Here is a 25,065-nt window from a genome sequence, read left to right as displayed (position 1 = left end):
GAAGCCCAAGAAATAGCTACTCCATTTGCACCTGTTGCTGGCAGAGTCAGGTTAGCAGTTACTGCTGTTGTGTCGCCAAGGTCTAGGGCTGCTTTTGCAGCTGCTACCGCTTCTCCGTCTGTTGGTTCAACTACAGGTTTATCACCTTTTACTAAATCTTCTACAGCTGGAATCACATACAGTGTTCCTGTTCCGTCAAGATCATAAGTCAATTCAACTTCAGATGGAGTCACAATACGGTTGCCAGCAGCATCTTCCAAACGTTTGTTAACGTTCAAGATATGTGGCTCACTTACAGTTCCAACAATGTTATCGCTAGTATTGCCCAGGAATGTCTTCGGTAACGTAATTGTTACTCGAGTTCCTTTTAGGCCACTAGCTGTGTAAGTTGCTTCAGTCGAAGTAATGTTAACTCCTTCTGGAAGCGATTTTCCATTTACTTGGTAGATGGAAGATTTCAAAGCATCGATGGACATTTCAGTACCAAACTGGATAATCACAACATCTTCAGGTTTGATAATTCCATCTGCCAAAGTGTCGATGTTGTCAATCGCTTCAGCCCAAATAATTTGTGCCTTACCAGTTTCTTGCTCTGTTGGCAGAATGGTCAGGTCTTGTTTCAGTGTATCAGAAGTATTCCCGATATCATCGGAGATAGAACGGATGTACACTGTCCAGTTTCCAGGAGTCAACTTATCAGGCTCAATAGGTTCAATCTCAAATTTAGTATCATCTTTTGACAAGGTATTATCAACAAGTTTACCAAGGATAGTAGTTTTCTTGTCGGCGCTCACAAACTCGAAAGTCGGTGTAGGAACTTTTTCTTGAGTTTGGGATTTTGTTACACCCTCATTATTTACTGCAGTACCATCTGCCAAAACCATTTGAATAGGTTCGCTCATAGTAACTGCAACTCTCTTTTGAGGAACATTCAGCTCAACTACTTGTTTTGCAGTAAATGTTGGTGCTACATCATCAAGCTCCAATTGGATGACTTTTGCTACATCCTTTGCATATTTAGCACCAGTTCGCTTGCTCTCAATTGCATTTTGTTTGAGAGTCAGTCTTACTTGGTTGTATCCTGGTGTGTAGTAGTTGATGTTGTTAGCTCTAGTATTCAGAATTTCTGTCCAGTCCTCTTGCAACTCGAAGTAATAAATGGAGCTAGTTTCTTCAGTTAGTGTAACAGGGAAATCAAGACCAGCTGCGTCATTATATGCAACCCAAACTGGTTTTCCATCTGCATCTACACCATTTTGACGTTCGAAATTAAAGTCAGCCAGAGTCAAGACTCCGCCGCCGACTTTTTGTACCGGCTCGTCAAACTTAATTTTGAACTGTTCAGGGGACTGCAGTGTGAAATCAACAGATCCTGCTTCAGGAACAACCGGTGTTACAAATTCAAATTCTTGAGTTGTAGCAGTATTTTGTCCTGTTGTGTCTGTTTTTCCAGCATAGTCGTGAATGTTATAAGCTTGGAGCAAGTTTTTTGCACCTTGCTTCTTATAGTAATTCACACCATTTCCAGTTGTTTCTGTAAGCTTAATAGTTACAAAGTGGCGATTATCGATACCTGAGGTAGTAGCTGTTGGACGTACATAAGACGCAACTGTTCCGTCTTCATCCACAATATTACCAACCTCGATAGAAACGATGTCGCTTGCTGTCAAGCGGTGACCATTCAGTACCCAGTTTGCTGCTTTTTCAGCGACTTCTTTACTTACAGGTTCGTTAAATTCTGCTACAAGAGTTTTGTAATCTGGTGCAGTTACTTTTATTGCTTTTGGAGCGTCAGAATCTACCAGATTGAACGTGTATTCGCTCTTTTGTAGAAGACCTTTTACTCTTTCATCATTAACCAAGATTTTAACTGCAGAGTTATCTTTAAGAGCTTCGCCTTCAGCCAAAACCAATTTTACAGTAGTATCGTTTACCTTAACAATGTCCAGTACAGCTCTATCAACCTCTGCATTGTTAGTAAGACCTTTACCTCTTACGATAATTTCAGCAGCACCTAAACCGTAGTTCCAGTCAGCATAGAGTTTGTTAAAGTCAATTTTATCATTGAATTTAACATACACATCACTGGCACGGTCGGACTCAGCGTAAGTAATAAATACCTTTTTATCGATATCACCGTTACCATCTGCTGGTACGTACTGAAGATTAACTGAGATGCGCTCTCCGATAAATTCAGCATCGTCTGCTTGCGAAATAGTAGCGATAATTGTGTCATTGATAACTACTGGCGAAGAAATCGAAGTAACTTGTACTTGTGCTACACCCTTGTCAAATGCAACCGCTTCTTTAGCGAACTTCGCACCTTTCAAGGATTGGAACTTAACTTCACCTTTAAAGTTTTCATCAACTACACCATCACGTTTAACGGTGATTTTTACGATTGTATTATCAGCACCATCAGCGATCAGTCTGGAATCTTCATCAGCTACTTCAATAGCCAGTTTGAGCCCTGCAATTGTTGTATCGAAATCTTTTGTAGCTTGAGATGAACCGTGTTTAACAGTAAGTGTACCCTTACCTTCAACCGCAGTTCCAAGTGTCAGCTTGTATTCGCCTGCTGTTGCAGTTGCAGCAAGGTTAGTTACAGCATAAACTTTGCCGTTGCTATCTGTGACTGCAAAAGAGCTAGGTAGTGGAAGCGTTGCCGGAACGTTTTCCAATTTAACGATTACTTCAGTACCGTTAATAGCACTTACCGATTCAACTTTCAAATCTGTACCTGGGTCTGGGAACTCTTTACGAACATCGTAGTCTTCAGTTGCAGTTCCATCAGCCTTTACCACTTTATAGTTATCTGCAAAATCAGAAGCTTTAAGCGGTACATTCAATGCACTCTCGAAGCCTTTATCAAGGATGCTGTCATAAGAAGCACCTTTACCTTTGTGGTCAACGTACACGAGGTTGCCAAAACCAACTTTGCCGATCTCTTCATAGAATGTCTTTTTAGCATCTGGAGTCAGATCGAAAAAGCGGTCAATATTATAAAACTTTTTGTAGTCGCCACCGATGTAGAGGCCGTTATTTGGTGCTGCAAATGCGGAAGCAGCCATGCTGGATACCAGTGCTGTCGAAAGAACTGAAAGAACAACTTTTTTATTCACGTACTTACCCCTCCGTATGTTTGATAGGAAGTCTCTATTTTTATAAAGCGCAAGCTATGATGAGAGCATAAGAGGGGAATAATCCCCTCTATGCTCTGCTATCATAACTTAATTAAGCCTTTACGAAAGTTACAGTAGCTGTATCGTATTTACCTTCAGCGTTAGTAACTTTCAATCTGCTAGAAGTTACTTCTACATCAGTAGTGTAATCAACTTTAATTTGGCCGTCTTTAACTGACAGTTGGTAATCGTCAGCATCAACAAGTTTACCATTGATGTAGAACTCTACAGTTTCAACATCTTCTGCTTTTACACCAGATTTCAGTTTAGCAATAACACGGTATGCATTCAGTTCACCAACAACTGGTGCTTTTTTACCTTCGATGTTAGTGTCGATAGCATCCCAATCACCTGGTTCTGGCTCCTCAACAGTTTTTTGTTTCAAGAAGCTGTTCAGAGCTGCTTCAGTGATGTCGTTTTTGTTGATGTAATCTTCGTCAGCAACGATCAGGACGTAGTCCAAACGGGTACCGTTAGAGTCACTAGTGTCGATTGTTACAATGTAGCTTCCTTCATCTACGCCATCTTTGCCTTCCAGATCATCGAAAATGTCGATGTAAGCAGTGGAAGCTTTAGTCAAGAAAGTTTCTTTAGGTCCATCTTCTGGCTCGAAAGTGATAGTGGTGTTATCAACTTTATCAACGCGAGCTACAGCCAACTTGTCAATACCAGCAGTATCCAGTTTGCTTTGTGCCAATACTTTTGGATAAGCCTTGTTGGTAATTCTGCTAGTGCTCAAGGAGCCAGCGTCAACAACTTCAACTACAGTGTCAACTTCAACTTCATCCTCAGAGCTCAGAGTGAACGCGATGAAGTCTCCGCGTCTGATTTCTCTGTAACGCTCGAGTTCTTCTTTGTCGTCATCCAATTTGTACTCTTTTTCAACAACAGCATTGCCGTCTTTTTCTTTAGTTACCACAGTGATGGTATCTTGTTTGTTGGAAACACCGTATTGTTTAACCAAACCGTATTGAACGTCGCCGCCGAGGCCAACACCTTCAACTACGAAGATTGCTTCAACTTCTGCTTTGTCTTCATCTACGGAGTAGTAAACATCCAGTTTGTTTTGGTCAGCAATGGATTTGAACTTAACAGTAGAAGCACCTTTCAGTTCATCACGGTTGCCTTTTTCAATTGCACCAGTCATTTTGAAGATTGCAGTTTTGTCGGTTACTTCGTAATCGCCTACTGCGTTGTCATCTTCATCAGCCAAGTCGTTCCAAGTAGATCCGGAAGCATGTTTCAGTTTGCGATCCAGGATGCGAACTTTATCAACTTCACCTTTGGAGTCATAAGAGAGTTCCAGCAGTGCAGTTGTGCCATCCTTCTTAGGAGTCAGGATGCTTCTCAATTCGCTTTCTTTACCGTTTTTATCGTAGTTTACGCCATCTTTATCGTAGATGTACTTCTTATCGATAGAGATAGTTTCTTTCTTGCCTTTGGCAGTCAAAACTACGAAATCAAAAGTGTCTTTGCTTGTGTTTTCCATAACTTGGCGAGTAACGATTGCTTTTGGTTTACGGTCGTCGATCGCATCTTTCGTTTCAATGTGACGAATACGTCCGGAAGCATCCAGAAGCAATTTTACTTCTTCGCCATCGAGGTTGCTGATCAGATCGCGGTTGCTGCTGTCGATCTTCTTAACGTTTTTGTTAGCATCCTCAGTGTAGGAAGCATTGTCATATACTTTGTATGTTTTGCCACCAACAGTCAGACGAACTTCGTCTTTGTTACGGCTAACAATTTTTTCTACTTTACCTTCTACTACGTTGCGGTTAGCGTACACCAGGAATTTATCCTTGTCGCCATCAGCGTAGTATACGCTGTAAACGTCACGTTCTTTCAAGTCGCTCAATTTAGCTGGTTTTCCATCAAGGAATACGATGAAGTCTTTACCTTCGTCTTGGCCATCGAGTTCATTGAACTTGGAGCTGTCGAGGTTAGTAATTCTCTTTTTATCAGCATCGATTTTGGAGATTACTTTGGAACCGTATTTGATACCTGGTTTGCTCTTATCGATAGTTTGGTCATCGATAACATGGATGTAAGCAATTTCGTTGTTGCCGTTCAATACAACTTTTACACCGAAAACATCATTGTCAGTAATGATAGCTTTCAGACCATCAACTGGATCGTTGAAACGAGTGAAGTTGTAAGTAACTTTGGTATCTTTTGTGAAACGGTAGGATTTGCCGCTTGCATCCAGTTCCAGTTTCAGATCTTCCAGGTCAGATCTAGTCAGGTCAGAAGCCTTAACAGTATCTTTACCTTTCAGCAAGAAAGTGCTCACACGGTCCATAACAACTTCTTCGTCCTCGGAGCCTTCCATGTAAACGATAGTGTTTTGACTGTCGTCTTTGATCCAAACTTGTACTTTTTGGCCATCAAACTCGTTAGGGTTGATACCATCAGCTACTTTGTAAGTAGTGTTGCCAAGACCAGCATCTTTACCAGACAAAGTAACTTCGTTAGCTTTCAATTTGCCCAAGCCGATTGCTGGTACGTTGGTTACGAGTGGCAAGTCATCGGAATCGTTGCCAGATTCGTGAGTCCAATCCATGTCACGAACGGTGATTTTCAGGTATTTAGTCAAGAGAGTTTTGTCAGTAGCTGCGAAACGAATGTCAGTACCGAACTCAACTTGCTCCATCAATTTAACGCGGAGTGCGTTGTCGATCATTTTGAATACATCGCCACGAAGAGCTGCATTGTTAGGGTTGCTGATACCTTTTGCGATGTTCAACTCGGAAGCTTTAGCAATCATGCTGTTTGGCCATACACCTTTAACAGATGGCTCATAGCCCAGTGCACGAACAACCATGGTTACTGCTTCAGCATAAGTAACTTGGTTTTGTGGTTTGAAAGATTTGTCCGGGAAACCTTTTACGATTTCTTCGCCGGAAGCTACGTTTACATAACCAGCAAACCAATCGCCAGTTTTAACGTCTGTATAAGTAGTGTTGTATTGTGCCAGTTTCGCACCTTGCTCCAGTCCGCGAGCGCGAACGATCAGAGTAGCGAACTCTGCACGAGTGATTGTTTTTTCTACACCATACTCGCCGTTGCCATAACCTGCTACCAGGCCAAGAGCTTCAAGGCGTTTTACCATTTTCTCTGTATTAGCATCCATTTTAGGAGCTGTAGTAGTTGCATCTTCTGCTGCGAAAGCCATTGGAGCAACGGAGAGTGCGAGTGCACTAGCCAATACACTGTTAACGACCTTTTTCATAACCTTGTGTTCTCCTCCTCTAGTATAAACAAATTGTTCTTGGGGAATATTTGTTGTTAATCTATCTTTCTTTTTAAAGCCCGAATCCTGCAAGCGCGTGTCACCTCCTTTCGCAGGACAGCTTCGCTTTTTCTGTGTTAAAAACCTCTAGTATATTCAGTATTGTGTAAAATGCAACAATCACTAGTGTAACACAAGTGCTAGAATTCGTGAATCTTTTTTACACAATTCCCCGTTTTTCGTGTGACATCCTATTAAACGCCTGAGCAGATCAAAAGTTGCGGTACCTTCGAAAAAAAGTTTACCTTTTTTTTTGAAGATCATATTCACCTGTATTATGTACGAAGTGACATCCGCCACACTTCGTATTATAGGGTACGTGGGGCGGACTGTCACCATTGAACCTTTTTCCAATTCCATTCAAAACCTTACAAATCTTGCTTGAGTGGCTTTACTTAATTGCCGAGCGATGTTTCAAAGTTTACAACAGCCAGATTATAGGTAAGAATCGCCTTTTGGTACTGGTTTTCTCTGTTGGCTAGCTCTTCTTCTGCTTGAACAACTTCGAGTGTAGTTGCAAGCCCGTTTTCAAAGCGCAAATTGGTCAAGCGATAGCTTTCTGCCGCAGAATCCTTCGCTTTCTTTTGAAAATCAATTGCTTGTCTTGATGCATCAAGATTGAGGTATGCTTGCGCAACTTCTTTGGAGATTGTTCGTTTTTGCTCTTCAATCGCCTTTTGTGCTTTCTCAACGTTGTTCCGAGCAATTTTACCTGGCATGGTGGAAAGGAAGGAATACTCATTGATGAGCTTGACATTCAATTCGGCCAAATTCAACTCTTCCTGAACTTTTGTCATTTCCACACGCTTTGTAAGTGCTTGTGCCTGTGCTTGTTCCATCGTCATTGTGACTGGTGCAGTCTGTTTATTCGATGATGTGATTTTCCACTTTTTCGTCAGCTCTACACCGAGGAAATCATTCAGCTCCATTACAGAAACCTGAACTGCGTTTTCTGCCTGGGTCAGAGCTGCCTGTGCACCTGCTAAGCCCATCTCAGCTTGGAGGACATCTGTTTTTGCTTTTGTTCCTACATCAAAGGCTGCCTTTGCTACTTTCAGTTGCGCTTCTGCACGCTGCAAGCTTTGTTTCTTCAATTCATAATCATCTTGAGCAAATATTAGGTTATAGAAAGCGTTTTGGGCACCAAGCTTTATTTTCCCTTCTGTCGCGGTTACCGCCAGAGCGTTTAACTTTTTAGTCATTTCTCCTTGAGCATTTCCCACTTGCTTCGCTTTTGCCGCCTCAAGTGATTCAATCATTTCTGATGGCATATCTGCTGATGTTTTATAAGTGAGCATTTGGTTTAGATCTGCGTTCTTTGCATCCAGACGCGCATTAACCAGCGTGGTGTTCGTTTGCAGAGCTTGTTCAATTGCTTTTTCGAGCGTAAGTACTTCCGCTGTAGTTGCAGCAGGTGTAGAGGTAGTTCCTGTCTCCGCAGCTACTTTATTTGGTGTTGCTTGTGCTTGGGTTGGTGCCGTCGCAGTCGTTTTCGCTGCCTCAGAACCTGTATTTGCAGATGCAGTTAAGGTTCCTGCGCCAATCGCTGTCGTCAACACGGCTGCCAAACTGATCGTCATCCATTTTTTGCTTGAGTATGGAAAGTTCACTTGTTTCCACTCCTTTAAATTGTATTGAGTATAAAATCTTTCACCACTTGAAATATAACAGTTTGTCCCAAAATCACTATATCACAGAGTAAAGTTTCGTACACGAAAAATTAATGATATGCCAGCATTTTCATAAGGGATCACGCACACTTTATCATATATAGGTCCTCCCTTTCCGTTTTAGTCCATTCTTGCCCCATAGATTACTACGATTATGTGTCAAAAACATTTCAGTATTCGCCAACAATTCTTGCACATGCTATCCTTTTCTTGAGGTGAATGAGCGATGCTTACGCAATACAAGACTGTAGCAGGTTACGGAGAAGACGTGATCGTTATTGAGCGTTCCCGGTTCATCGGTTACGCACAGCGGGTAACAACAGAAGAAGAGGCAACTGCGTTTATTGCCATGATTAAAAAGAAGCATTGGGATGCAACCCATAACTGCTCTGCTTTTGTCATAGGCGAAAATGATCAGATTCAGCGATCAAGTGATGATGGCGAGCCGAGTGGTACGGCAGGCAAGCCCATTTTGGAATGCATCAAGAAAAACGGTGTCAAGGATACCGTCGTAGTCGTTACCCGTTATTTTGGCGGAATCAAGCTGGGTGCAGGCGGACTGGTACGCGCTTATACCGCTGGCACAGTGACGGCACTAAAGGCAGCCAAAATTGTTGTACACACTCTGCATCAAACAATCTCTGTCAGTGTGGATTACACCTGGTGGGGAAAGGTAGAAAATGACCTGCGCATCGGTGAGTTTCGCGTGAGTGGTACTGATTTTACGGACAAGGTAACGGCGCATGTCCTAATTCCAGAGGGCGAACAGGATGCTTTTGTAGATCGTATGGTGGATTTAACGAATGGACAGGCTCAGATTCATCTAGGTGAAAAAGAGTATGTAGAGGTTCCTGTAGAGGCAATCGAGGATGACAATAGTGAATAAATCGAAAAAGAAAAGCTGAAGAGACGAATGTCTTCTTCAGCTTTCTTCTATTATATATGTCTTACATTTGCGCTTACTGCTTAGGCAGTTTTTTCAGCTGAACCATGACGCGGATGGTGATGATGGCCATCTCGGCACGAGTCAGGTTGTTTGTTGGTTTAAAACTGTAGGTCGGTTTTTTCACGTCAACTTCATTCGGCTCACCGTTCATTAATTTTGCTTTACTGACGACGAGTACAGATGGCGCTGCATAGTACCCCACATCTTTCGCATCTGTAAACATTTTACCTAACGCCAGTTTGGATGCATCAAGAGTGCCTAACTTCAAATTCATCGCACGAGCAATCATGATCGCGGCTTCTTCACGAGTCAGTGAATCATCAGGACGGAAGTAGCCAGGCTGTTTTCCGCGAATAATTCCCGCGCGCGCAGCTGTCTCAATATACTTGTACTCGTAATCCCACGCATCTCTGTTTGGTCGAACGTCAGTAAAGGTCGGCTCCAACGGATCGCGCTCATTACTATCTCGATATGGTCCTGCATTAATAGGAAGTGCCATTGCTTTTACGAGCATGGTTGCAAATTCACCACGTCTCATATCGCGGTTTGCCCCAAAGCTACTACCGCTGTATGCTGGCATGATTCCTTTTGCATACAAGGTCTCCATCGCGTCACGGGCAAAATCGTGACTTACGACATCGTCATAAGATTCTCTCGTTTTCATTACCATATAGAAACCAAATCCTGCAAAGGGAACCTGTACCGTTTTGGAACCAGTATTTACTACCCCTCCAAGATTTCTCCACTCATCACCATTGTGATAATAAATGGTTAAAATATTGTTGGCAGCATTAACAATTGAAGCATCGTATTTGATCGTAAGTGTTCCTCTGCGGCTTGGCACGAGGTTATCTTGCCAACGGCTCTTGAAGTCTTCAGCATCGCCCTCATCGTAGTATGGGTCACGTCCGCCAGGAGCTTCGGTGTCGCCAGCATCGACGTAGTATAGTGGACTCGCATAGTTAAAGTTAGATTCTAATACCAGCCTGTCCTCTAAATTGTCGTCGGCAATGTTTACTTGACCTGTAGTACGGTCCGCGATCCCGAAATAGAGTGGAACATCTACAAAAATATCTCCATTCGGATTTTTAACTTCTTGACCTGCACGGCTGTCATCAGGAGACAACAAAACTGTACCTGCAGGGAATTTCAGGTCAAACTGCTTATCAAAAACACTAAAAGATACTTTTTTGCCTAACACATCGCGGTACTCTGCACCGTTAACAGTGGAGTTGGCATTGTAAATCTTGATCTCGTCATTATACGTACTATCTCCTACTACTACGGAGAACTTCACTGTATTCAGACCTTTTTTAAGTGCAACAGTCGATGTAAAGACGTAGTAGGTTTCTGGGATTGTTTTACCCGAATCATCATCGTAATAAAAATCAGGGTTTGTCGTGTTCGTTACTTTGGCTTCTGTTTTACCGAACATGACCTTATTTGCATTTTCTGCAAAAACCTTCACAACCGCACTGTTACTATTTACGATGATGTATTGATCCGTTTCTTTCGCTTTTACTGGTGAGAGAACTTCCCAACTCGAATATTTCTGTTCGATGTTTATGTCATAGCGAATCACAGTTCCATTGTCATCTTCTGCTACGATTGTGTATACAGTCGTCCCACCCTTTTTCAAGGTAAGAGGGAAGAGTGCAAGCTTTTGTTCTTGTTCTTTAGCATCAGTAACAGCATCCTGAATTTCTTCTACGAGATCACCATACTTCTTCGTGCTCATTTTTCCTTCAAATCGGGAACGAGACTTCGAATCAATATTGTGATCGTCAAACAGGTCTCTCAGGTCGTTATTCAATGCTGCTTCCAAACGTGCATTCACGTATTCCTGATTTGTAGCGTCTTGATCCCAATCCCCGTTCTTGAAACGGAAATCATTGATGCGTTTTCCATTCTTCTCAATGTATACGTGTGTCGCATCCTTAACCGTAAAGCTCAGACCACTCAAGAAGTTAGCACCTGTACGGTATGAAGGATCTGCTGCCTTTTTGGTCAGTTCTTCTGTCTTACCATTAGAAGTAATCTCCAGCTTAATATCTTCCACTGCTGGTGTTTTGGATGAATTGTAGGAAACATTGTACGTAAAGACTGTTTGTGGGTCATCTTTCAAAGTGACCTTCAGAACGTTGTTTCCTTTTTTGTAATTCAACTCACTTTTTTCAATCAGGAACGTTCCTTTATTTGTATCGATATTGCTAGCTTTTATTGTAATTGGCGTGCTATTCAAGGTTGCTTCAATGTTACTTGTTTTCAATACATAATTGTAAACTTTACCGTCGAGATTTCGAATGTCGTTTTCACTCTTAACCTGATAGCCATCCTCAAAGCTCCGTACTTGGCCAGTAGCATCTACATATGTCATTTGTACATAAGGTGTAATTCTCACATCGAGTGTATAAGTAGCGGATGTTGGGTTGGCTCCTGTGTATCCAATTTCGAGTTTGCCTAATCCTTGGGACAGTTTTTTCAACGTGAGTGTAAACCCGTTGGTTCCAGCTCCGTTAATTACATAATCAGTCCCTGAGGTCAATGTCTGATTGTTATATACAATCGAGATATTCCCCGTTGTTGCAGCTATATTTTGTGTTACTACATTCAGCTCTAATGGAGATGTAACGATTATATTAGCAGCTGCTGGTGTCAATACCTGTGCATTAGCCAAATTGATTACGCGCTCTATACTCGGCTTTGTACTATCCGAGTACTTTAGTTCATACTCGTAGTTAGCAATTCCAATGTACCCGGACGGTGATGTAACTGTGTTATCCGATGCTTTTTCTAGATACTGATAGCTCAGCGCAACCTTGTACGTTTTTCCATCCTGGAATGTACCCGCCGGAACCGGCAGACTCACCGTATATTCAGTAAAGCCACTTTGTGGATTTCCGATAGGTGAGAAGGTTACACCTGTTGTAAATTCTGTTTTGTTGGAGCCTTCATAAATCGTAACCTTAAAGTCTTGGAACAACTGCTGCCCTGGAATATCTACAAAACGCAGCAATGCTTTTCCGGTTAGAGTCATAGCTGGAGAAACGGCCGTCCCTTTTACTAGTGCTGGCTGGTTAGGTGTCAGCGCCACACCACCCAAAGTAACATTGTAAAACTGGTCAGAACTACCTGCTGAGGTTGTCGCTACAATCAGATTTCGTGTAAACGTTCCGACCTCTTTATTTTGGTTAAAGACTCTGATTTCCAATGAGTTTTCCCCTAGTAATGATGGAACACTCAGTCCAAACGAACCTGTACGGTTTACCTGTGTTTTGACAACATCACCTGTACGCAGGTTTTTTACTTCGACGCTATCTGCGTTGAGTGCTTTCCCGTCCATATTCAGATTGAGACGATTCAGCGATGGTACGGTAATATACGTTGGATTTGTAGTTACATTCGGATCATTCAGTGGCGTGTCGTTAATTCTCAAGTCACTAACGAGTGGCGTGTTATTATACTGAACGTAAAATTGGTAATGCTCTTTGGTTACATTCCCAACTTTCTCATAAAACGCGATCTGATTAAGACCTGGCTTCAAACCAATGTTATGGAAAGTAAAGGTGCTTCCACTAATAGACGGTGCGGTATTGCTCAAATCTTGAACGGTTTGTCCATTATTGGTGATTAGCTTCAGGCGAAGACTGCTTCCCGTTACACCGCTACCGTACGTACCCGTAAGCGTAATGGTCGAATCTCCGTAAACGACAGGATTGTAAGCTGTCGTACCACCTGCAAAGTTGGTAATGGTAATTGGGCTATTCATCGAGTTGTACTCGTAATAAATAACATCTCGCTCGCCTGTATTAGGAGCGTAAATCTGTACCGCATTTAACCCAGGAGCTAGATCAAAGTCTGGTAATGGCTTAGCAGGTCCACCTGCACCATATACGGTACGGATCGTAGTGCCGTTCACTTGAACCTCAACCGCCTGCGTTTTATCTACGGCAGCAGAAACATTGTACGTGTATTGCAGTCCAGATACTGTACGGCTGCTTACCGGCTTAGGGTCACTAGCGTATTCACCTTGCCCCGAATTCGTAAACTGCAAAGGTCCTGTTCCAGATTGAGCAGGGCTTGGCGTATATTGAAAGTAAATTTCTGATGTATCATTCGTAGGATCAAGTGAGACTTTTGGTCTGACAGTAACTTTTGTCACTGCCCCACTGCTGTTTAAATTAAAATCCGGAAGAGTAATCGTGTTGTTCACAAAAAGTTGTGTGTTCGGAAGTGCAATTCCGTCAATCAACACATCAACACCTTGTCCATTTTTGGAATTATCCTTGTAGACAAGTTTAACACCATACACCAGTTTCGATATTGTCTTGAGCGGAGTCGTAAACGCATTACCGTTTCCGCTACCCGAAGCTATGTAATCTGTTGGTGTCGTAATCCCAGCATTCCAGTTGGAGCCTAGTGCTGCAGAAGCAGGAACAGCCGGTAAAAAACCAGTTACAAGCAGCATCATCGCCAGACACAAAGCGAGCCAACGACGGAATTGTTGATTTAGCTTATTCATTTTTTCACCTCTCCACATTATTCTGAACCTCTTGGTTGTCCCGTTTTTATAAAACTACGGTACTTTTTTCTCTTTATCTATATCGGATAAACACCTTCAGCAGTTAAGAGTTTCCACCTAAATAGTACGAAAAAAAAGCCTCTGCTTTGAACAGACGCAGAGGCTTCAACTTTATTAGTTTGTTCGCCGTTGTTGCTCGACGTACTTAATTTTCAACCGTCGATACGTATTAATCAACGGACGATGTCGTCTGCTGACGAGTCCAATGATCTCCGTCCCCAAGTGTATCCCGATCAAAAGGATCACCATTACAATGATCGTGGTCCATTTGGTCGTCTTAGTCAACAGGATTGCCATCGTTCCGAAGAAGATACTGATCGAATAAATCATCAATACAGTTGATCGGTGAGACAAGCCCATGTTGAGCAAGCAGTGATGCAAGTGCCCTTTGTCCGGGCTGGAAATTGGCTTTTTATTCACGATGCGGCGAACGATTGCAAAAAACGTATCCCACAACGGAACGCCCAGCACGACGATTGGGATGATAAAGGAAACGAACAACGCTTCTTTAAAGCCCATAATCGACAGTGCAGCGAGGTTAAAGCCTAAAAAGAGCGAACCGGTATCGCCCATGAACAGGCGCGCCGGATGAAAGTTAAAGTACAGAAAACCAAGAATCGCTCCGAGGAGCACGAAACAGTACGTAGCGACTTTGTAGTCTCCCATCAATAGCGCCACAACTGCCATGGTTCCCGCCGCAATCGCGGAAACACCAGCAGACAAACCATCCAGACCATCAATCAGGTTCACTGCATTGGTTACTCCCACGATCCAGAACATCGTAATCGGAATCGCGAGCCAGAACAGCCATCCACTGCTAAAATCAATGCTGCCCATATAAGGCAGATTGACCACACCAATTTTCAATCCGAATGGGATGACGACAATAGCCGTGGCGATGAGCTGTCCAAGCAGCTTCCATTTTGGCGAAAGCTGGTATTTGTCATCGAGCATTCCAACAGTCATGACAATCGTACTACCGAAGAAAATCCCGAGCATTTCAGACATGCTGGTGTAGGGAACAAACAAAAAGAATGCAACCATATAGCCTAGGTAAATGGCCAAGCCCCCCATACGCGGCATGATCCGCGTATGTACCTTGCGTTGGTTGGGAGCATCTACGGCTCCAACTTTTTCAGCAAGCTTTTTGACGTACGGTGTTGCAACAAACGATATGATCAGCGAAGTCAAAAATCCGAGGATTAATGTAGACATCGACTGTTCTCCTCTCTACGGATGCATCTAGGAACGGCTACTCCATTTTTCTTTTAAAACGGTTAAGACAAACCGCGGAATAGCCAGCTGACGCTTCCAGCGAGAAGGCTGGGAAGCAAGTCGATAAAACCATTCCAAATGCAATTTCTGCCATACTTTTGGAGCGCGCTTTACTTTCCCGGAAATTACGTCAAAGCTTCCGCCTACTCCCATCATGAGCGATGCATTCAATCGTTCGCGGTGCCCGGCCATCCAATTGTCCTGCTTGGGTGAGCCCAATGCGACGAACAGCAGATGAGGCGCAGCTTCAGCGATCTCCTGTACAATTTGTTCTTCATCAGCTTCTTTAAAATATCCATCTCGATAGCCAACCAAGCGCGCCCTCTGATAACGAGCTTGCAGCTTTTGTGCAGCCAGCTCGATTACATCTGGGCTGGCACCGAGCAAATAAACTTTCCATCCATATTGATTCGCTTCTGCCATTAGTGCTTCGAGCAGCTCGACTCCTGTCACGCGCTCGTAGATAGGCTGATTTGTCCATTTCGCGGCGTATACGATTCCAATTCCATCCGGAACGACATAGGCTTGTTCTACAATAGAACGAAAGCCCTGATGTTCTCTCGCTAGCATGACGATTTCCGGATTGGCGGTTACCACATGGGTCTTTTGTCCACTCTCAATCCGTTCGACCATGTATGCGACTGTATCGCGAAACCCGCGAGTAGAAAACGGTACATCCAATATTTTTGCAACCTGTTTGGCCAAATTTTTCACCTTCAATGCATAAGTAGCCCAATAGCCATTTTACCCGAAAAGAAAAGCACATTCAAGATAGTCATGAATGTGCTTGATCGCCAGCGGTCAATGCAAACATCATGCCGCCCTCTGCTACCACTTTTCCATCTACCAATGCTTTCCCATTCGCTTTCACGACAGTACCACGAACACGAGTCAGCTCAACATCCAAAGTCAGCGTATCGCCGGGCTTTACCTGATCCTTGAAGCGGAATTCATCAATTCCTGCGAACAGGCCAATTTTTCCTTGATGTTCCTGTAAGCTAAGCATAGCTACCCCACCGACCTGTGCCAATGCTTCCACAATAAGGACGCCAGGCATGACCGGATAACCAGGAAAGTGGCCCTGGAAAAATGGCTCGTTCATTGTTACGTTTTTGATCCCGACAGCTCGCTTGCCCGATTCCAGCTCCACGATTTTGTCTACCAGTAAAAACGGGTATCGGTGAGGAATGATATCCTGAATTTGTACGATATCTAGTGGCGCCTTAATTTCCATGACTCCCAACTCCATTTCCATACTTATCTAGACTTGTCCATGCATGAAGACCTGAAAGCAAACTGAGAATAAGACAACTCCCGCCTTTCGCTAATCGAAGGGAACGGGGTTAAAATAAAGGAGCACTTCCTTCCTATGTCGGAAGTGCTCTTTTTCTGTTCTCCCTACGCGCGATTCAACAATCGAAACTTCCCCAGATAAATGACGCTCGTAATAAACGAGAACGCAATCACTGTCCAGAGAATCATTTCACCGTACTCATATCTATACATGATCAATGGTATTACCACATACAAAAAGACAGTTGTCAATTTCCCATACGTATTGGCTGGGACTGTTTTTTTACCTCGAAGGTGATAAACAGCTCCTGTTACAATCATTGCCACTTCACGTACAAAGAAAAACAGGGCGGCCCACATGCTAATCCGCTCCGTTATAAACAATGACGCAATCACTGCCAGCATCATTAATTTATCAGCCAGAGGATCTAACACGATTCCAAGCGTGGTCACAAGCTTATGCTTTCGCGCGAGGTACCCGTCCGCAATGTCCGTCAATCCCGCTATTATCAGAATAGCCAATGCGATCTCTACATGGTACGGGTTTGCGGAAAAAAAGACGTACAGGTACAAAGGGATGAGAACGATGCGAAAGAGCGTAAGCAAATTAGGAAGATTCACGGACATCCCTCCGTATAAGAAAAGTCGCTTCCTTTTTCAACCACTCGGTTTATTATACTCTGCGGACAAACACCGCAACAAGTCCCCTCAAAAAATAGAGCCCTAACCAATCGGTTGGGCTGGCAATCATGACTGCTAATTCCTCGTTTATGTCTCGGCAAAAAGCAAGTCCCACATATGTTTGTATGTACCCATATCAAGCACTTCAGAAGCTGGCTTATGCCCGACCACACCGTAGCCGATCATCAGGCCGATAACCAGTGAGAAAAAGAGCAGGAGAGGGACCAACACGATCTTGGCTACCGTAATTCTCCAGTTTTTACCGCTCCGTTCACGCACTTTCGCCTTAGTTTTAGCTTTAGCCTCTTGGGTATCACGCGGGAAACGTTGTCCCTTCTCTCGTTCCATTCTTCTCTCCCCCGTCATGCCGATTGGATTACCTACTTCTAATCGAATTCGCAATACCCATCATCTGATCGCTAATTCCGATTGCCCGTGAGTTCAACTGGAAAGCGCGCTGTATGTTGACCAGCTGAGACATTTCTTCTGTCATAGTGACATTGGAGCCTTCCAATGCGCCCTGACGCACAGTTGCGATTCCTTCAACCACAGCGTCTGCGTATTTATCTGTTAGTTTAATTGGATCGTCTATGTCTGCATCATATAAATCTTTTCCTACTTGTTGCAGCTGATCCGGGTTATTTACTTTCCAGATGCCAATCTCCGCTATTGGAGTCTCATCATCAACATTGTAAACCTTGCCATCTGCTTCAATTCGAATCGGCTCGTTTGGATCAGTCAGAGTAATCGGCACTCCGTATTTATCCAAAACATAGTCACCTGATGCCGTTGCTAAAGCAAATTGATTCAAGCCTACATGCTTCGTTATTTTAAAATTACCATCACGTGTCAGGAAAAAGTCTTCATTGTTATTATCCGTTTGACGACTAACAGCAAAATAGCCGTCGCCTTCGATCATAACATCTGTTGGAACATCTGTAATTTTAACATTTCCTTGACCAAGATCCAGTTTCGTAAGTCCTAGACGCGCACCGCTGCCAACTCGCAGCCCAAAAGGTGTATTACGATTTTGATTGTCTACTCTCGGCTGCTCATTCATCGAATCAGATAATAATTCGGAGAAAGAGGCGTGCCGACGCTTGTAACCAATCGTATCCAAGTTTGCAAGATTACTGGCTGTATTATCAAATGCCTGCTGAATTCCCCGCATTGCTGATGTGGAAATATTTAAAGATTGCATCCTGTTTCCCTCCTTATTATCCGCTTACTCGACCAATTTCGTTCGCAGCCTTTTCCAGCGTGCCGTCAATCGTAGTAATGACTCTTTGATTCGCTTCATAGGCGCGCAGCACACTCATCATACTCGTCATGGTTTGAGCAGGGTCAACATTTGAACGTTCCTGCCAGCCCTGTTGAACTCCGTAACGGCCTCTTACTTTAGGGACATCGTAGACATTATTTGTGAGTGCATCAATGTCCTCTTGAAGTGCCGTCTCTATTTTCACAACATCGTTATCGACATCATACTGACCATCCAGGCGGTAACGATCTGAGCCTTCTCTCACTAGCTTCCCGGATGGATCTGCAATGACATTCAATCCAAGAGTCACATTCAGTTCTTCCAGCTTCGTTTCCGTTGGTTGACCTGGTGTGTTTTCTAGATATTCAATCCACAATTTACCTTTATCATCAATCTTCAGGTTTTTTCCGGCATTTTCATTAACAGCTGCAGCTGCGGTATCCGGATTTTTATTGACCTGTATCGCCATGTTGGCATTATCCAGCACGTAATACCCTTCACCCGTAACCAAATATCCTTCCGCGTTCACGCTCCAGTTGCCATTTCTCGTGAACCGAATATTTTCGCCATCTGCTGGTTGCGTGACGTCATCGATCCGGGCAACACTATAAAACAAGCGCTGTTCATTACCATCCTCATCCGGCTGAATGTTGTCCAACAATGCTACATCATACGGATTATGCGTCTCCTCGATATCCCCTTGCGTAAAGACAGGGAGCGCCTCCGACATGTATATCCCCGTGCTCAATCGGCCGATCATGGCAGCCTGTCCACCCATGTTAGGGATTCCCGGAATATCTGGCCCCGTATTATCGCTAACACGTGAAATCAATTGCTCTGGAAAAGAACGCATCAACGCCAGGTCCTGTTTGAAGCCTGGTGTGTTGATGTTAGCCAAATTGTTTGCGAGCGACTCATGCTTGTTCTGCAGGGCCAACATTCCTGACGCAGACGTATACAAGCCTCTAATCACGTAATCTTACCCCCTGAATAACCGCTTATTCCGGTGCGCTGGTACCTTATCGAGGTAGTCCAGCATCATTCCTGTTCCTTTCGCTACGCACATCATTGGCTCGTCCGCTACCAATACTGGAACTCTCAATTCGTCTGCCAGTATTTGATCGATGCCATGCAAAAGAGCGCCGCCGCCGGTCAGGAAAACACCCTTATCAATTATATCGGCAGAAAGCTCCGGAGGTGTTCGTTCTAAAACAGATTTTGATGCTTGTACAATAGCACTAACCGACTCGGCCAGGGCTTCTTGGACTTCGCCCGATTGAATGGTAATTGTTTGCGGAAGCCCGCTTACCATGTCTCGACCACGAATGTCCATTTCGTCCTGGCGCCCGCCGGATACGGTTCCGATCTGAACTTTGATATCTTCAGCCGTTCGCTCACCAATCAGCAGCTTGTATTTATTTTTTATGTACCGCATAATGGCCACATCAAATGTATCTCCTGCAATTTTGATGGAGGAAGACGTCACAATATCGCCCATAGACAGTACCGCTACGTCAGTTGTACCTCCACCAATATCAACTACCATGTTGCCGGACGGCTGAAAAATATCCATGCCTGCGCCTACTGCAGCTACTTTCGGTTCTTCTTCAATGTATACTTCTCGCGCTCCACCACTGCGTTCTGCAGCTTCACGAATTGCCTTTTGCTCAACTGATGTAATATTGGTCGGGCAGCAGATCAATACACGTGGACGTGCAAACATGCTTTTCCCACCGATTTTGGTCAAAAAGTGCTTGAGCATGGCTTCTGTGATTTCAAAGTCCGCAATAACACCTTCTCGCAAAGGTCGGATCGCCACAATGTTACCCGGGGTGCGCCCCACCATACGATGTGCTTCATTCCCCACAGCCAATACTTTCCGTGTATAACTGTCTATAGCCACGACAGATGGTTCATCTAGGACAATGCCTTTGCCTTTCACAAAAACCAAAACATTGGCCGTCCCCAAGTCGATTCCGATATCTTTGCCAAACATGAAAGGTCCTCCCTGTTACCAGTTACATTTCTATCTAATATCATAGGCTCTTCTACGTGAGAGGACAAGGAAATTATTTCTTACACGCTCTCCTCCTGTTCAACACGCACTTTTTTACTACGACGTTTGTACTTGATCTTGGTTGCTTCACCGCCACGCAAATGTCTGATGGCTTTGTGGTATTCCAGAATTTCCTTTACTTGGTTAGCTAACTCTGGATTTATCTCAGGCAACCGCTCAGTCAAGTCCTTGTGCACTGTACTTTTGGAAACACCGAACTCTTTGGCGATCATCCGAACCGTATTTCTCGTCTCTACAATATATCGGCCGATTTTGATGGTCCGCTCTTTGATGTAGTCGTGCACGTCACTCGCCTCCTTGTATCTACATTGTCTGATACAATATATGGGTGGGTGCGGACACATATTCTACGTTTCCAAGCCTGACAAGCCAGCACGGCCCCATCTTTTTTCAACAGTTTGTACCACTTGGGGGATTTGGCGTAGTGGAGAGAAGCCGATTTCCAGGCTCCGCTCCGGTCTACGTCCCACTGAAAGTGTTGTCTGTCCGCTCCGCAACGACTCGCGGGGGAACGTAAAAGCAGTAGCCGCTACGCCGTTTTTCAAGGTTACGTTCCTGTTTCCCGCGATTCGTCGCTCCGCTGGGTAGGACTTCGCTAGTCGCTCGCCTGGAAATCGGCTTCTCTTTCGTTACAGTTGTTTTTCTTCGATCAGTTAAAAGAAAAATATTTTTGTAGGGTCGTGCTACAGAAGTTTTTACATTCAAAACTCCCCGACCTCAATGTATATGCTTGCAAACATTGAAAAAGTCTTAAGGTCTATCCGATCTTTTAAAATGCTGTAGCTACGCAGGAGAAGAATATTTCCAGGCGCAGCTCCTTGTGAAGTCCTGCTTAGCGGAGCGCCGAGCGGCGGGAAACAGAATCGCAACTTGTTCACGCTGCGTAGCGGCTACTGCTTCTGCGATTCCCCGCCGCTCGGCGTGGAGCGGACAGTCTACACTCCAGCGCTAGACGTAGCCCGGGCCCCGCAAAACGCGAGCGTTAGCTTGTGTTTTGTGGGTGGAGCAGAGAGCGAAGCCTGAAAATATTCTTCTCCCCACCACAGCCAGTTTTCACCAACAAAAAACCACCTGCAAGAGTAATCTCTTTTACAGGTGGTTCACTAACTTATTGATTTTTCGCTTCAGTTTCCGGAGATACCAGATACTGCTCTGGATTTACCGCTTTGTTATCAACGCGGACTTCAAAGTGAAGATGAATGCCAGCGTCTTTTTCATACTCATTGCGTCCAGCAGATCCAAGAACTTGACCTTGTGTTACTTCATCGCCTGGTTTGACTGTTACATTATCCAGACTTTGATACACAGTGACCATTTTGTCAGCGTGCTCCACCTCGACTACCTTACCAACCAGCGGATCAACCTCAACTTTCACTACCTTACCAGCCAAAGCAGCAATGACATCAAAGCTTTTGCCATCTGTTGCCTTCAGATCAATACCTGTGTGCGGGAAGAAAGATTTGTCGTACTTCACCAGCGCTTTTTGCTGATTTTCCTTGGAGGCTTGCTCATCATAGAAGCTCATCCCCAGATCGTACGTAACTCCTTTTCCTACAGGCCATGCGAGTGGTTGTGGACTGCTTGCAACAGGTACAGACGGATTTTCCTGCGGTGTTGTCTCAGGATTTGCAGGTGTTGTTACTGCCGTGTTCTCATTATTAACGCTCGTCAATTTTGACACTGTGTCCATGACGCTTCCCTGATACCACATCACAAAAGCGAGAATGATTGCTGCGGTTCCGATGTAGATCGCGGGAAAAGCCCACTTCTTACCCAATACTTTTTTCCAAGAACTTGACTTCTTGAATGGAATCGGTTGATTTTGATTTTTTTGATCTTCCATTTTATTCATCACCTCATCCCTCAGTATCGCCAGAATTTTAGCGTATAAACCTGAGAGAGTAGGGAAAAGTAAAAATTTGCTCACATTTAACTAGACTTGCAAAATACGAGTGTAATCCTGCAGGTTGATGCCCTGGTAAAAATACTTCACGATCTGCTCTGCATTCTTTCCGTTTTTAGCCATCCCGTTTGCTCCCCACTGGCTCATCCCGACACCGTGACCATACCCTTTTGTCGTGATAAACACCTGGTTTCCTCGCAGGTCCATCGTAAAAGAGGAGGAGTTCAGATTGAGCTTTTCGCGAAACTCCCTTCCCGTAAACTCTTTTCCACCAATACTAATTTTCCCGACGCGATTTCCTGTCGTCGTCCTCTCGATTCGGTACCATGCTCCATTCGTAGATGCTTCCTGCGCGAGTTTGACTCCTAGATCCTTTTCTAGCTCTGCCGTTGTTTTGATGACGGTCTCTTCATAACGCGGAGATTGAATATCCCACGGACTTGCTACGCTTTTTAAATAGGGAATCGGCTTTTCCCAGTACTCATCGGAGTTTTCTGTGAATCCATTGCTAGTGGAAAAAAACGTAGCGTCAATTGGCTCGCCATTGTACGTAAGCACGACACCTGCAGTTGCCCGAACGGCTTGTGTAATGCGCTGGTTTTTCCATTCATACTGATCCTTCCACCGCTCACGCCGCTGATTCTCATCCATATAGACCTGGTGACGAACGGTATCCAGCACCTGTCCCCCTGCTGGCACATCATCGAACTTCCCTTCGTTCAGCCTACGCACGATATATGTCCTGGCAGCCAGTGCTTGTGCCTTGAGGGCCTCCAGCTCGAATTCTGCTGGCATTTCGGCAGCCACAACGCCTGTTATATACGTTTCCAGCGGCAATGTTTCCACCACCTTTTTTTCTGTGCGATACACCTTGATGGGAAGCGACGATATCTCCTGAGTCACCTGATTGCCCGGAGCTGAGACAGGTACATGGGCTGGACCTGCAATCTCTCCCCCTGGCGAAAAGAAATGGACGAGTGCTGCAGGTACCATTACGAGCAAGATCGGCAATACGATAAACCAAATGAGTAGATAGCGTTTCATGCAAGTGATCCTCCCCGCTTTGTGCTAGACACTAGCCATTTTATGAATAGCCGCCAAGCGATAGAACGAGAGAATGAGAGGGAAGCGAGAATGAAAAAATCCAGCCATTTATGACTGGATTCGCTTCTCTATTCGATTGATTTTCATGTCTTGCATTGCCTGTTTCTCTACAATAAATTCCATATCATATCTAAAGCTGTCTAGTTTCCCTGACATGCTCTCCAGTAGTGCCCGAATGTCTTGAGGTTGGCTATCCTCTAAACGAAAAACAGCCTCTTTGATCTCGGTTACTTCTTCTTTGATCTTCGCCACTTCTTGATGAAGTGAATTTTGACCTTTCTCCAAGCCTTCCAATTTCGACAGGATCAGATCTATTTTAGCTTCCATCTCCACCACTAAGCACCTCGCTTTCGTCCATTATATCATGGCAGAGATTCCAGTGCCTCTCCCAAACGAAAAAAGCGTGCAAAACTGTCACCAGTTCACACGCCTTTTTGTTTTTGCCATTTAGTTGACATATTGATCAAGCAAAATTAGGAGAGAAGCTTACTTTCACCGTTTCCGTCACTGCAGCATCACGCTTCTCTGTTTCAGGTACGTATCGCTCCACGTCTGCGCCTAGTGCGAGCAGCTTTTCCGTAAAGTTTACGTAACCGCGATCAATGTGATGCAGGGCAGATACTTCCGTTACACCCTCTGATACCAATCCAGCCAGCACCAGTGCAGCACCTGCACGCAGGTCTGTCGCTGCTACCTTGCTGCCTGTCAGCTTGGAGCCGCCTTCTACTATTGCGCTGCGACCCTCAATTTTAATATTGGCATTCATACGGCGGAATTCTTCCACGTGCATGAAACGATTCTCAAAAACAGTCTCTGTCACGATGCTAGTCCCCTCAGAAACGAGAAGCAGTGCCATCATTTGCGATTGCATGTCTGTAGGGAAGCCTGGATATGGCAATGTTTTCAAATCAACCGCTTTGAGTGCACCACTGCGGCGAACACGAATACCGTTCTCCTGCTCATCCACTTCCACGCCCATTTCACGCAGCTTGGCCGTAACGGATTTGAGGTGATCACAAATAGCGCCTTCGACAAAAACATCTCCACCCGTAATCGCGGCAGCAACCATAAAGGTACCTGCTTCAACACGGTCTGGAATGACACAATGCGTGCATCCAGTCATTTTTTCCACGCCCTCGATACGGATCGAACCCGTACCAGCGCCGCGGATTTTTGCCCCCATCCGATTCAGGAAGTTGGCCAAATCTACAATCTCCGGCTCTTCTGCCGCATTCTCAATCACGGTCGTACCCTCTGCCAAAGCAGCAGCCATCATGATGTTTTCGGTAGCTCCTACACTCGCAATATCGAGGTAGATTTTCGCGCCCTTCAATCGGCCTTGTACGGTTGCTTCAATAAACCCTTGTCCGATCTCGATCTTGGCTCCCATGGCTTCAAACCCTTTTAGATGCTGGTCGATCGGGCGGGTACCTATGGCACAACCACCTGGAAGAGCGACACGAGCCTTTCCTTTTCTGGCCAAGAGTGGTCCCATCACGAGGAAGGACGCACGCATTTTGCGAACCAGTTCATAGGAGGCTTCCACACTAGTCAGCTTGGAAGCATTAATTGTCAGCACTTCGTGATCATATGTAAGGGAGATTCCCATCGTTTTCAAGAGGTCGCAAATCGTCCTGACATCGTCGAGTGCAGGCACGTCCGAAATGACGCATGTCCCTTCCTCGGCCAGGATAGATGCTGCAATAATAGGGAGTACGGCATTTTTCGCGCCAGAGACTTTTACATTCCCTGTCAATGCCTTACCACCGCGGACAATAATTTTATCCAATGTGTACCCCTCC

Annotated in this window: 19 protein-coding genes; 1 reads left to right on the top strand and 18 read right to left on the bottom strand. The window is 44.6% G+C overall.

The window, feature by feature from the left end; translation table 11 throughout:
• The 3 genes from SB752_RS13015 to SB752_RS13005 all read right to left on the bottom strand — a co-directional run.
• On the bottom strand, nt 1–3,122 hold a 3,122-nt coding region (locus SB752_RS13015; RefSeq protein ID WP_410716052.1), incomplete at its 3' end, for an immunoglobulin-like domain-containing protein.
• 112 nt (nt 3,123–3,234) lie between these two features.
• Complete coding sequence (locus SB752_RS13010) at nt 3,235–6,504, bottom strand: S-layer homology domain-containing protein (RefSeq protein ID WP_410716051.1); 3,270 nt, start codon at nt 6,502–6,504, stop codon at nt 3,235–3,237.
• 362 nt (nt 6,505–6,866) lie between these two features.
• Complete coding sequence (locus tag SB752_RS13005) at nt 6,867–8,081, bottom strand: TolC family protein (RefSeq protein WP_410716050.1); 1,215 nt, start codon at nt 8,079–8,081, stop codon at nt 6,867–6,869.
• 286 nt (nt 8,082–8,367) lie between these two features.
• On the opposite strand from SB752_RS13005, the gene SB752_RS13000 reads away from it, so the two are divergent.
• Entirely contained in the window at nt 8,368–9,027 is a 660-nt protein-coding gene (locus tag SB752_RS13000) for a YigZ family protein (RefSeq protein WP_410716049.1), read from the top strand.
• A gap of 73 nt (nt 9,028–9,100) precedes the next feature.
• Here the strand turns inward: SB752_RS13000 and SB752_RS12995 are convergent, their stop codons facing one another.
• From SB752_RS12995 to murA, 15 genes are all read right to left on the bottom strand, one after another.
• Nucleotides 9,101–13,609 (bottom strand): S-layer homology domain-containing protein, encoded by a 4,509-nt coding sequence (locus tag SB752_RS12995; RefSeq protein WP_410716048.1) that lies wholly within the window; start codon nt 13,607–13,609, stop codon nt 9,101–9,103.
• Between the two features lie 174 nt (nt 13,610–13,783).
• Nucleotides 13,784–14,884: a glycosyltransferase family 4 protein gene (locus SB752_RS12990; protein ID WP_410716047.1), complete on the bottom strand. Its 1,101-nt coding sequence runs from the start codon at nt 14,882–14,884 to the stop codon at nt 13,784–13,786.
• A gap of 27 nt (nt 14,885–14,911) precedes the next feature.
• Entirely contained in the window at nt 14,912–15,649 is a 738-nt protein-coding gene (locus SB752_RS12985; protein ID WP_410716046.1) for a WecB/TagA/CpsF family glycosyltransferase, read from the bottom strand.
• A 70-nt stretch (nt 15,650–15,719) separates the two neighbouring features.
• Nucleotides 15,720–16,178: a 3-hydroxyacyl-ACP dehydratase FabZ gene (gene fabZ / locus SB752_RS12980; protein WP_410716045.1), complete on the bottom strand. Its 459-nt coding sequence runs from the start codon at nt 16,176–16,178 to the stop codon at nt 15,720–15,722.
• A 164-nt stretch (nt 16,179–16,342) separates the two neighbouring features.
• Nucleotides 16,343–16,864: a CDP-alcohol phosphatidyltransferase family protein gene (locus SB752_RS12975; RefSeq protein WP_410716044.1), complete on the bottom strand. Its 522-nt coding sequence runs from the start codon at nt 16,862–16,864 to the stop codon at nt 16,343–16,345.
• 141 nt (nt 16,865–17,005) lie between these two features.
• On the bottom strand, nt 17,006–17,266 hold the full coding sequence (locus SB752_RS12970; RefSeq protein WP_410716043.1) for a DNA-directed RNA polymerase subunit beta: 261 nt from the start codon (nt 17,264–17,266) through the stop codon (nt 17,006–17,008).
• A 28-nt stretch (nt 17,267–17,294) separates the two neighbouring features.
• A complete protein-coding gene (locus SB752_RS12965; protein ID WP_410716042.1) occupies nt 17,295–18,119 on the bottom strand; it encodes a flagellar hook-basal body protein in 825 nt (274 codons plus the stop codon).
• 16 nt (nt 18,120–18,135) lie between these two features.
• Entirely contained in the window at nt 18,136–19,152 is a 1,017-nt protein-coding gene (locus SB752_RS12960) for a flagellar hook-basal body protein (protein WP_410716041.1), read from the bottom strand.
• Nucleotides 19,153–19,158: 6 nt separating this feature from the next.
• The gene (mreB, locus tag SB752_RS12955; RefSeq protein ID WP_410716040.1) at nt 19,159–20,175 is read right to left on the bottom strand and encodes a rod shape-determining protein; all 1,017 of its coding nucleotides are present in this window, start codon (nt 20,173–20,175) and stop codon (nt 19,159–19,161) included.
• Nucleotides 20,176–20,255: 80 nt separating this feature from the next.
• On the bottom strand, nt 20,256–20,540 hold the full coding sequence (gene spoIIID, locus SB752_RS12950) for a sporulation transcriptional regulator SpoIIID (protein ID WP_003388385.1): 285 nt from the start codon (nt 20,538–20,540) through the stop codon (nt 20,256–20,258).
• A gap of 63 nt (nt 20,541–20,603) precedes the next feature.
• On the bottom strand, nt 20,604–20,801 hold the full coding sequence (locus tag SB752_RS12945) for a hypothetical protein (protein WP_410716039.1): 198 nt from the start codon (nt 20,799–20,801) through the stop codon (nt 20,604–20,606).
• A 563-nt stretch (nt 20,802–21,364) separates the two neighbouring features.
• Nucleotides 21,365–22,099 carry a peptidoglycan DD-metalloendopeptidase family protein gene (locus SB752_RS12940; protein WP_410716038.1) on the bottom strand — a complete coding sequence of 245 codons (735 nt, stop codon included), beginning with the start codon at nt 22,097–22,099 and terminating at the stop codon, nt 21,365–21,367.
• Between the two features lie 90 nt (nt 22,100–22,189).
• Nucleotides 22,190–23,203: a stage II sporulation protein D gene (gene spoIID / locus SB752_RS12935; protein WP_410716037.1), complete on the bottom strand. Its 1,014-nt coding sequence runs from the start codon at nt 23,201–23,203 to the stop codon at nt 22,190–22,192.
• Between the two features lie 108 nt (nt 23,204–23,311).
• Nucleotides 23,312–23,590, bottom strand: coding sequence for a hypothetical protein (locus SB752_RS12930; RefSeq protein ID WP_410716036.1), 279 nt, complete (start codon nt 23,588–23,590; stop codon nt 23,312–23,314).
• Between the two features lie 136 nt (nt 23,591–23,726).
• On the bottom strand, nt 23,727–25,052 hold the full coding sequence (gene murA / locus SB752_RS12925) for a UDP-N-acetylglucosamine 1-carboxyvinyltransferase (protein ID WP_410716035.1): 1,326 nt from the start codon (nt 25,050–25,052) through the stop codon (nt 23,727–23,729).
• Nucleotides 25,053–25,065 lie beyond the last annotated feature (13 nt).

The organism is Brevibacillus sp. SIMBA_040 (assembly GCF_046535075.1).
In the GTDB taxonomy this organism is placed as follows: domain Bacteria; phylum Bacillota; class Bacilli; order Brevibacillales; family Brevibacillaceae; genus Brevibacillus.
The sequence above is the reverse complement of the archived record's forward strand: the minus strand, read 5'-3'. Positions and strand labels throughout refer to the sequence as shown.